Below are 9,417 nucleotides of genomic sequence, written 5' to 3' on the forward strand. Positions count from 1 at the left end.
GTGGGCATGGGCGAGCTCATCTGGCGCGTCATGCCGATCTGTCGCCGCACCGGGACAACCGGCAGATTTACGTTGACCATGTCGCCAACGCGCTGGGACCACGCGCCCGCACAGCAGATGACGGCATCGGTGGTGATGGTGCCGCGGTTTGTGGTCACGGAACTGATGCTGCTGCCTGACGCGGCAACGTCCATGACTTCCGTGTGCTCAAGGATGCATACGCCCAGCGCGGCGGCCGCGTCGGCGTAGGCCCGGACCACTTTCGCCGGTTCAGCAAACCCGTCTTCCGGCGAGAACGACGCGCCGACGAGGGCTTCCGGGCGCAGGAACGGGTTGATTTCAACTGCCTCGGCGGGGGAAATCATCCGACTGTTGCTGCCGAGACTGTTTTGGATGAGGGTGCTCCGCTCACAGTCCAGGATTTCGGATTCGCTGCGGCACAGGAACAGGTAGCCGACTTTGCGCAGTCCGATGTCAGTGGAAAATCGCTGGCCGAATCCCTCGAATGCGCGCAGGCTGCGCTGGCCCAGGAGTATGTTCGCCGGATCCGAGAACGTCGCCCGCACACCGCCGAGCGGCTTGGACGATGATCCTTCGCCCAGATCGGAGCGATCAACGAGGACTATGTTGCGCACGCCGGCTTCGGCCAGGTGGAACGCGATGCTGGTTCCTATGATGCCGCCACCGATGATGACGACGGCTGCCTGCGAAGGCTGCCGAGTTCCGTCGGGAAGCTGGAGAGAGACCACATTTGACATTGATCGTCCTGTCTCAATTGCGGAAGCCGATCCACCACTCTGTGGATATCAACTATCGGTAACGGGTTATATATAACCATATTGAGGCCGGATGTGATCTACGTCAAGCCTTTTCTCCACAACTTCCGTGGCGGCATGCGGCGCCATTCCGGATGTGCCAAAGCCGGTGCCGGGAGGCGCTGTGCAGAGGGGGTGTGGCGTCGCGTGGTCCCGGGCTGCGGGCTCCCCGGTCAGGGCAGCGAGTAGCTGAGGTGTTCGACCATCAGGGACTCGGTGAGCATCCGGTCCCCGGCCAGCAGTGCGGTCAGAATGGGTCCGTGCTCGGCCGCGCTGGTGGCGAGCAGTCCGCGCTCGGCCAAATGGTAGGAGCCGCTGATCCGGCTTTGGTCCCGGAGGTTCTCAATGATCTTGGTCATTCGCGTGTTGCCCAGCAGTTCAACAATGGATAGATGGAACTGCTGGTCCCTTTCCAGGTAATCGACCATATTGTCAGGCCGGGCGGAGGCCAGGGCGGCATCGTTGAGCGCTGCCAGCCGACGGGCATCGGCGGGGGAGACGCCTTGTTCGGCGACGCGGCCCACAGCCGTTACCTCGATGAGCAAGCGGAGGTCGTATACCTCCCGCTGGTCCTTCGGGCTCATCTCCACGACGCGGAACCCGCGGTTCCGGACCACCTCGAGCAACCCTTGTTCGCTCAACGCCATCATGGCTTCGCGGACCGGACTGTTCGAGACACCGAGCTGGCTTGCCAGGGCGTTCGCTGAATAGATCTTGCCGGGCTCCATGTCTCCGGACATGAGGGCGCGCCGAACAATCGAGGTTGCCTCGTCTTTGAGGGTGAGTCGGCTTTCGCCCAACTCGGAAATCCCGGCAAAGGCTTCTCGGTGTTCCTGCATTTTGCTCCTAGGGCAGTGGACCTCTTGGCTAACAATAATTCACAACGGGTCGGCGATCGGGAGGCGGTCTCGACGATTGCAGACGTGTTTCAACATGGTTCGCCGTTCTTGATGCTTGACATCCCCTGCGAATCCATGGAGATTGGTAATCGACAATCGATAGTGTGTCATACATCACCATTTTTGCCGATGTGCATCGATTCGTTGGACGCCGAAAAACTCCAGTTCTGATCAAAGGGGATCATCATGAATACTCGTAAAATCCTGGTGGGCGGCACGTCCATTGCGCTGCTGGCGCTCTCGCTGTCCGCTTGCGGCGGCGCAGCCGAGAGCTCCGTTTCGAAAGGCTGCCAACCCGAATCAACGTTCAAGACGATTTCCGCCGGCTTCCTGACCGTTGCAGCGCCGGAGTTCCCCCCGTTTGCATCCAACAAGGACGGCAAGCTCACCGGTGTCGACGCCGATATCATCAAGGAGTTCGCGGCCAAGAACTGCCTCGACATCAAAGTTGAACCGACGTCGTATGCGGGAACTATCCCGGCCGTGCAGAGCGGACGCGCCGACGTGGCCATCGGCTGCTACTACCGCACCGCTGCCCGGGCCGAGATTGTGAGCCTGTCGGATCCGGTCTACACCGACGAGATGGGCATCGTTTCCGAGTCCGGCGTCAAGGACATCAAGGACCTCGAAAGTATGAAGGTGGGCACCGTCGACGGCTACCTGTGGGTCCCGGACATGAAAAAGGTCATGGGCGCAAACCTGACCATCTACCCCAGCGCCGTCGAGATGCAGGCTGATCTCAAGGCCGGACGCGTCCAGGCCGGTATCGACGGATTCGGTTCCGCCGTCCAGATGTACAAGGCCGACGCCAAGTACAAGGTTGTGGGCGCCACCGCGGACCCCCGCGTCGTTGCTTCCAAGGAACCTGCCCAAATCGGATTCCCTATGGGCAAAGACAACGCGGACATGACCAAGGCCATGAATACTTCCATCAAGTCCATGAAATCCAGTGGAAAGATCGCGGACGTCGTGAAGTCCTACGGCCTGCCCCAGTCGGCCGTCGAAACCGGCGAACCGCGTCTCGTGAAGTAGGACGCAGCCCGCAAGAACGTCCGGCTTTGTGACTGAAGGATCGATTCCATGGATTCAACAACCAGCCCTGAGGGGCGCCAACTGTCGGCGCCCGTCTTTCTCGACGGCGCCACCATAGCGTCGGCACTGACGGCGCGTGAGGCGGCGGCCGCCATGGAATCGGTCCTGGCGGCCGGGTTCGATCCCGAAACGAGTGCGCCGCGGACCCGGGTCGAAACGGACAGCGGCACCTTCATGCAGATGCCGGCTAGTAACGGCCAGTACGTCGGAACCAAGCTCCTGACGATCACGCCTGGCAATGCGACGTCGGCGTCCCCGGTAATTCAGGGACTCTATGCACTGTTCGGCGGCGCCGACCAGCGGCCCTTGGCCGTGCTCGACGGAGTGGCACTGACCGAACTGCGGACGTCGTCCGTATCCGCTTTGGGGGCGATGCTCCTGGCCCCGCCAGACCCGCAGCGCCTCGTTGTGTTCGGCACCGGGGTACAGGCCTGGGCCCACATTCTGGCATTTGCCGAGCTCTTTGAGCTGGAAGGCGTGGAGATCGTCGGCCGCAATCCGGAGGCGGCGAAGCGGCTCGTGAACAGGGCCGAGGGAATCGGCCTGGCTGCCGCCGTCGCCGTTCCGGCAGTGGTGCGGGAGGCGGATCTCGTCGTTTGCGCCACGGCGTCGCCGACCGCCCTTTTTGACGGAGCCCTGGTCAAGGGATCCGCCGTCGTGGTGGCCATCGGCTCGCATGACCGGGAGCACCGCGAGCTCGATGACGATCTCCTCGCCAGGGCCACCGTGTGCGTGGAGTCGCGGGACTCCGCCGGACGGGAGGCCGGCGATGTCATCCAGGCCATGAAATCGGGTGCCATCGCCGGGCCCGAACAACTGATCACCCTGGCAGACCTGGTTCTGAAACGGCGGAAGGTGGCCGCGGACCGTCCGTCCGTTTTCAAGACCACCGGCATGCCCTGGGAGGACCTTGCCGTGGCCACCGCCCTCTACGAAGCCTGCACCGGCACGACTATGAGAAATGGAACAACTGATGATTGAGCCGAATATCCGCACGGCTACGCCCGTGGTCCAGGTGACGAATCTTGCCAAGGCTTACGGTTCGAACGTGGTGCTGCGTGACGTCTCCCTGTCCGTGCCGGAGGGATCCGTGACGGCCATGATCGGGCCCAGCGGCGCCGGGAAGAGCACTGTCCTGCGGTGCATGAATTTGCTGGAGCAGCCGGACAGCGGCGAAATTGAGATCGACGGGCATCGCATCAATGCCGGCAGGAAGCCCAATCCGAAGAATCTCGCAGCCCTTCGCCGCAGTGCCGGCATGGTCTTTCAGCACTTCAATCTCTTCCCGCACATGACGGTTCTACGGAACATCAGTCTTCCCCAGGAGCGGGTTCTGGGACGCAGCCGCGACGAGGCCAACGAGAAATCCATGGAGCTGCTCAAGCGCATGGGGCTGGCCGAGAAGGCCGACCAGTATCCGTCGAGGTGTTCCGGCGGCCAGCAGCAGCGCATCGCCATTGCCCGGGCACTGGCCCTTGGCCCCAGGGTGATGCTGTTTGACGAACCAACCTCTGCACTGGATCCCGAAGTCGGGGTTGAAGTCCTCGAAGTCATGAAGGAGCTCGCGTCCACCGGCATGACGATGGTCGTGGTGACCCACGAAATGGCATTTGCGGGCAACGTCGCGGACGAACTGGTGGTGATGGCGGACGGCGGAATCATCGAAAAGGGCGAGCCCGGGCAGATCCTGCAGGATCCGCAACACGACCGGACCCGCCGGTTCCTCCGCGCCGTGCTGGAGCGCTGAACCGTGGAAATGATCCGGGCCATCGCCATCGGACTGCCGCTCACAATCCTGGTGACGATCCTGGCCCTGATGATCGGGACGTTGTTGGCGCTGCCCATCGTTGCCGGGCTCCGGAGCCGGAACCGGATTCTTTGGCTGATGTCGCGCGGGCTGGTTGACCTGCTGCGGGGCGTCCCGCCTGTGGTGTGGCTGTTTATTCTGTACTACGGCGTGTCCATCGGCGCCATCCGCCTCACGGCGCTGCAGGCCGGCGTCCTGGGCCTTGGCGTGGTGGCGGCGGCCTATCTCGCGGAAATCTTCCGCGGCGCCATCTCGTCAATTCCGAAGGGCCAGTGGGAGGCCAGTTCGGCTCTGGGTTTTCACCGCGCCACGGTCTGGAGCCGAATCATCGGTCCGCAAACTGCGCGGGCCGTCGTCCCGGCCTACACGACTTTTGCCATTGGGCTGCTCAAGGATTCCTCCATCGCCTCATCCATTGGCGTGGCTGAAATCGTCTTCATGTCCAGCCAATATGCCCGGCAGTCCGGTGAGGGCATCATGGTGTTCTTTGTGGCTGCGGGTGTCTACATAATATTGAGCGTTCCGCTGGGACTGCTCTCCAGGCACCTTGACGTCAAGATGCGGAAGGCGGTGGCCCGATGAACAACCTGATCGATGTCGCGATCCAATATGGACCAACGCTCTTTGACGGACTCAAGGTCAGCCTCACCCTGACCCTCTTGAGCCTGGCCTTCGGCTTGCCCCTGGGCCTGGTGTTCGCCTTTGGCGTGACAGCCCGCAACAGGACCTTCCGCTATCTGTCGGTGTTTTTCGTCGAAGTGGGCCGTGGCGCGCCGGCACTGGTGCTCCTACAGCTCATGTACTACGGTCTCCCGAATGCCGACATCACGCTCAGCTCCATGGCCTCGGCATGTTTGGCCCTGACCTGGACGACGGCGGCCTACAGTGCCGAGCTGATTCGTGGTGGCATCCAATCGGTGCCGCCGGGTGAAGTCGAAGGCTCCCATGCGCTGGGCATGAGCCATCGGGACTGCCTGCGGTTCGTGGTCATTCCGCAGGGGCTCCGCATCGCCCTTCCTTCGCTGATGGGCTTCGCAGTACTCCTGTTTCAGGCCACGTCTTTGGCGTATTCGGTAGCCGTGCCGGAACTCATGAGCCAGGCATACTCGATCGGCTCCTCCACCTTCCAGTATCTGCCCGTCTTCATCATCGCCGGCCTCATGTACGCGGCCATCTCAATCCCCGCAACGTGGCTGTCCGTCTACGCGGAACGCATGCTGAGCCGGCACCTGTAGCCGATGTCAGCGACAACTCAGATGAAAACACCGCAATCAGCCGTAGTCGTCGGTGCCGGCATCGTTGGCTTGTCGACTGCCTGGCACTTGCAGCAGCAGGGAGTGTCGGTGACAGTCATCGACAGAGTCGGACCAGCCGCCGGAGCGAGCTGGGGCAACGCCGGCTGGGTAACCCCGGGCATGGTCATGCCCCTGGCTGAACCGGGAGCCTGGAGGTACGCCCTGCAGAGCCTGACCGATCCCGATGCCCCCCTGCACGTGCCGCTTCGGTTCGACCCGCAGCTTTGGAAGTTCCTCCTGCGTTTCGCCGCCAACATGAACGCCCGGAAGTGGCAGCGGACCATGTCAGCGCTCCAGCCCATCACGAGGATTGCGGAGGAGTCCTTCGCCGAGCTGAAAGCACATGGTGTTACCTCACCCGTCGTTGYAGCCCCTTACGTTGCAGGCTTTCGCAGCGCCAAGGCCGCCGCAGCGTTCCGGACCGAACTCGAACACCTCCACGGCATGGGCCAGCGCATCGGGGTCAGCACCCAGTCCGACGGGTCCCGTCCGACAGTGCTCTCCGATGCCGTGGTGCACAGCCTGGAAATAAGCGGACAGAGTTATCTTGATCCGGGTGACTTTGTCTGGGACCTCGCCCGGGCCTTCAAAGCGTGCGGAGGCCAGATCGAGGAAGGCACCGGTGTAAATTCCGTTGACTCCGGGCCTTCGTCGGCGGCCGTGAGGACTGACGACGGGACCCTCCTCACGGCCGACGTTGTCATTCTTGCCACCGGCGCCTGGCTGCCCAAGCTGGCCAGCAAGTGGGGCTTAAGACTCGGGGTCCAGGCGGGCCGAGGCTACTCGTTCACCGTCGACGGCGATTGCTTGCCCAAGGGGCCCCTATACTTTCCGGAACAACGGGTCGTCTGCACGCCCTACCAGGGGGCGCTTCGAATCGCGGGAACAATGGAGTTCCTCGCCCCAGACGAGCCCCTGGATCCTGTCAGGCTCGAATCCGTGGCAAGAGCCGTTCGTCCACTGCTGCAGGATATCGACTGGTCCTCACTGCGCGACGGGTGGGTCGGCTCCCGCCCTGTCACACCCGACGGGCTCCCCATCGTTGGCCGACTGGCCTCGGACAGAATTTACGCGGCAGGGGGACACGGTATGTGGGGGATGGTTTTGGGACCGGCAACGGGCAAGCTGCTCGCCGCACAGATCCTCACCGGTGAAAAACCGCAGGAAATTGCGGCGTTCAATCCGTTGCGCACTTAAGAGAGTCATCAGGGCTACATCTGGCATAAAGCAAGAACGAAAGGCACACTCATGCGAGTACTCGTCATCGGCGGCACTGGAACTGTGGGGAAAAACGTCGTGCGGGCATTGTCCACACACCACGACAAGGTCGGTCAAGGGCACCTGGAAATCATCAGCGCGTCACGCTCATCAGCTGAGCATCCAGTTGACTGCCGGGACGATGCCAGCGTCGCGGCACTCTTTGACAAGGTAGGGACAGTGGACGCGGTGGTCAGCACAATTGGCGGAGCCAAGTGGGCGTCGGCGGAGGATGCGACCCTGGAAACTTACACCGCGACGCTGACGGGTAAGCTGCTTTGCCAGATTCGCATCACCCTGGCGGCCCGCGGCCATGTACGGCCGGGCGGGTCCGTCACGTTGACAAGCGGGATCGTGGGAAATTTTGCCTTTCCCGGTGGCTCGCCCAGCGCAATCGCCAATATCGGTCTGGACGCCTTCGTCAAGAGTGCTGCCGTCGAGCTGCCACACATGCGGTTGAATACAGTCAGCGCCACGGTGCTGGAAGAATCCGCCGATGCGTATGCGGCGGTATTTCCCGGTTTCCCTGCCGTCCCCGGCGCGGTGGCGGCTGCGGCCTTTGTTCGCAGCGTCTACGGTTCCGAGACTGGACAGACGATCCGAGCCTGGTCCTAGCCAAGAACGTGACTTGGGGGATGTGGGGCAACAACCCGGTGACAAGGGCTCACCCTGCGATAGTCAAGCGCGGTCGGGTGCATCCCTGCCCGGATCGGCTCGTGACGAAAAGCTGAGCGACCCCCCGTCTTGAGCGGTCCGCCCACGCGCCCGCCGTGAGCGAAGGCACGTCCCAGTTGCTGTTGCCGGAGAGAGCCTCTGCGTGTTGTTCGTTAGTTTCGTCCTGGGTGCTCACTGCGAATTATCCCAGCCAGCTGCATGACCGCGCTTCCGAACTTGTCCGGCCCGGAGCGGGCCGCCATGACGGCTGCCCAGCCTCGCCGGCAAAGGGGCTGTGGCCTGCGGCTGGCGCAGTTGTAGACTTCTTTCCGGTGGCCCGGGCTGCCTTCTGGATCTGGGCACGGAGCCGCCGTTCAGCCCAGCGCGGTGTCCTTGACCTTGTAGGCCTGGGTGTCCACGTGCACGTACGAAGACCGGGGCCGCTGTAGGGCCCGACATCGTTCAGTCGGCGACGGACACCGAAGCTATTGGGCAACTCACTGCTGTTACCCCGGTACCGCGTCGCTGGAGATGGACCGACTACCTCGGCGTAGCCCTCGGCTCTCAGGCTTACATCGGCCGTGGCCGCGCCTGCATGTTTCCTTGCTCTTGAAGCCGGCCTTCTCAGCAGTGTTATCAATTTTGCCGCGTACTCCCGTGGTGTCTCCTCCCCGGTTGTTGGCCAGCCGATCGATACGGCGGCCTTGGCCGCATCCTCAGCATGTGTACTATCCGGATTTCAATTCCGCCTTCTAAACCCAGAAATCGTCAAATTTCCCGGTGTCCTCGAAATACTCCCGCCCCTCCGTGATCTTTCCGTCACGGACCACAAACGTGATGACGGTGCCCACGTCCAGGGTCTTGTCGCCGCTTGTTGCCTGGGTTTGCTGAATCGCGACAGTGTAGTTTTCCCCTCCAACAATGTCCTTGAGGTTGGCTTGGAAACGACCTTGAGTGCGGGCTCCCAACTCGCCGAAGAACGCCAAAATGGCGTCGCGACCCTTCTTCGTCCCGGACAGCACGCCGCCTCCGGCTGCGTGCCAGACCGCGTCCTCAGCGAACATCTCGCTCAGGCTCGCCATATCCCCAGTGTTGAAGGCCTCATACCCGCGTCGGACCAACTCAACGTTTTCTGTGGTTCCCATGGTCGGACATCCTCTCCGTCATCCTTGTTGGGTCGTGCTGGGACGTCTTAACGGTATTCCTGGGCCGGGGGCCTGTCGACGGTCTAACAGTTGCCTCGGAGCGGTCCCTTGAGTTTAGGATGGGCCGGGCCCGGCGCATGTCCTTTGGCCATGGCCGCCGACGCGCGAGGGCTTGCACTAACTGGCCGCGAGCGCTCGGAATCGGCAACGCCGTCGGCAATTTGGATGCACTGCAGTGAAGTTCGCGGGTACCCACGGTCTGTTCAACTAAGGAGCGGACGTGGCGTCGCCTCCCGGGCAGTACACGGACCGGCCGATGGCGCAAATAACCCTTAACGGCTACCGCGAACTCTTCACCCTAGAACCTGATAACGATCCGACAGTACAGCCAACCGCATTCAAGGCAATAGGGACTGCCCCCGGTTTTGTTGACTCCTTGACCTAGCGAGCTGG

Annotated in this window: 10 protein-coding genes; 7 read left to right on the plus strand and 3 right to left on the minus strand. The window is 62.4% G+C overall.

The window, feature by feature from the left end; all coding sequences use genetic code 11:
* A partial coding sequence (locus tag AB4Y86_RS05155) for an NAD(P)/FAD-dependent oxidoreductase (protein WP_441400697.1) occupies positions 1–758 on the minus strand: 758 nt, incomplete at its 3' end.
* Between the two features lie 230 nt (positions 759–988).
* On the minus strand, positions 989–1,654 hold the full coding sequence (locus AB4Y86_RS05160; protein WP_441400698.1) for a GntR family transcriptional regulator: 666 nt from the start codon (positions 1,652–1,654) through the stop codon (positions 989–991).
* 246 nt (positions 1,655–1,900) lie between these two features.
* On the opposite strand from AB4Y86_RS05160, the gene AB4Y86_RS05165 reads away from it, so the two are divergent.
* From AB4Y86_RS05165 to AB4Y86_RS05195, 7 genes are read left to right on the plus strand one after another with little or no spacing between them, the layout of a single operon-like run.
* A complete protein-coding gene (locus AB4Y86_RS05165) occupies positions 1,901–2,746 on the plus strand; it encodes a substrate-binding periplasmic protein (protein ID WP_441400700.1) in 846 nt (281 codons plus the stop codon).
* 48 nt (positions 2,747–2,794) lie between these two features.
* Positions 2,795–3,787 carry an ornithine cyclodeaminase family protein gene (locus AB4Y86_RS05170; RefSeq protein WP_441400702.1) on the plus strand — a complete coding sequence of 331 codons (993 nt, stop codon included), beginning with the start codon at positions 2,795–2,797 and terminating at the stop codon, positions 3,785–3,787.
* Positions 3,780–4,553: an amino acid ABC transporter ATP-binding protein gene (locus tag AB4Y86_RS05175; RefSeq protein ID WP_441400704.1), complete on the plus strand. Its 774-nt coding sequence runs from the start codon at positions 3,780–3,782 to the stop codon at positions 4,551–4,553. Before AB4Y86_RS05170 ends, AB4Y86_RS05175 begins: the two co-directional genes overlap by 8 nt.
* Before the next feature lie 9 nt (positions 4,554–4,562).
* A complete protein-coding gene (locus AB4Y86_RS05180) occupies positions 4,563–5,195 on the plus strand; it encodes an amino acid ABC transporter permease (protein ID WP_441400713.1) in 633 nt (210 codons plus the stop codon).
* A complete protein-coding gene (locus tag AB4Y86_RS05185) occupies positions 5,192–5,848 on the plus strand; it encodes an amino acid ABC transporter permease (protein WP_441400706.1) in 657 nt (218 codons plus the stop codon). Before AB4Y86_RS05180 ends, AB4Y86_RS05185 begins: the two co-directional genes overlap by 4 nt.
* Positions 5,849–5,869: 21 nt before the next feature.
* Positions 5,870–7,105 carry an NAD(P)/FAD-dependent oxidoreductase gene (locus AB4Y86_RS05190; RefSeq protein ID WP_441400707.1) on the plus strand — a complete coding sequence of 412 codons (1,236 nt, stop codon included), beginning with the start codon at positions 5,870–5,872 and terminating at the stop codon, positions 7,103–7,105.
* Between the two features lie 51 nt (positions 7,106–7,156).
* Positions 7,157–7,780: a short chain dehydrogenase gene (locus AB4Y86_RS05195; RefSeq protein ID WP_441400709.1), complete on the plus strand. Its 624-nt coding sequence runs from the start codon at positions 7,157–7,159 to the stop codon at positions 7,778–7,780.
* Between the two features lie 791 nt (positions 7,781–8,571).
* Here AB4Y86_RS05195 and AB4Y86_RS05200 read toward each other — a convergent pair.
* The gene (locus AB4Y86_RS05200) at positions 8,572–8,964 is read right to left on the minus strand and encodes a nuclear transport factor 2 family protein (RefSeq protein WP_441400711.1); all 393 of its coding nucleotides are present in this window, start codon (positions 8,962–8,964) and stop codon (positions 8,572–8,574) included.
* Positions 8,965–9,417 lie beyond the last annotated feature (453 nt).

Source organism: Arthrobacter sp. 2YAF22_2 (genome assembly GCF_052114645.1).
Lineage (GTDB): Bacteria > Actinomycetota > Actinomycetes > Actinomycetales > Micrococcaceae > Arthrobacter.

Coding starts and splice junctions, on each gene's coding strand:
- AB4Y86_RS05160 (WP_441400698.1), bottom strand. CDS start 1,654: ATGCAGGAACACCGAGAAGCCTTTGCCGGGATTTCCGAGTTGGGCGAA.
- AB4Y86_RS05165 (WP_441400700.1), top strand. CDS start 1,901: ATGAATACTCGTAAAATCCTGGTGGGCGGCACGTCCATTGCGCTGCTG.
- AB4Y86_RS05170 (WP_441400702.1), top strand. CDS start 2,795: ATGGATTCAACAACCAGCCCTGAGGGGCGCCAACTGTCGGCGCCCGTC.
- AB4Y86_RS05175 (WP_441400704.1), top strand. CDS start 3,780: ATGATTGAGCCGAATATCCGCACGGCTACGCCCGTGGTCCAGGTGACG.
- AB4Y86_RS05180 (WP_441400713.1), top strand. CDS start 4,563: ATGATCCGGGCCATCGCCATCGGACTGCCGCTCACAATCCTGGTGACG.
- AB4Y86_RS05185 (WP_441400706.1), top strand. CDS start 5,192: ATGAACAACCTGATCGATGTCGCGATCCAATATGGACCAACGCTCTTT.
- AB4Y86_RS05195 (WP_441400709.1), top strand. CDS start 7,157: ATGCGAGTACTCGTCATCGGCGGCACTGGAACTGTGGGGAAAAACGTC.
- AB4Y86_RS05200 (WP_441400711.1), bottom strand. CDS start 8,964: ATGGGAACCACAGAAAACGTTGAGTTGGTCCGACGCGGGTATGAGGCC.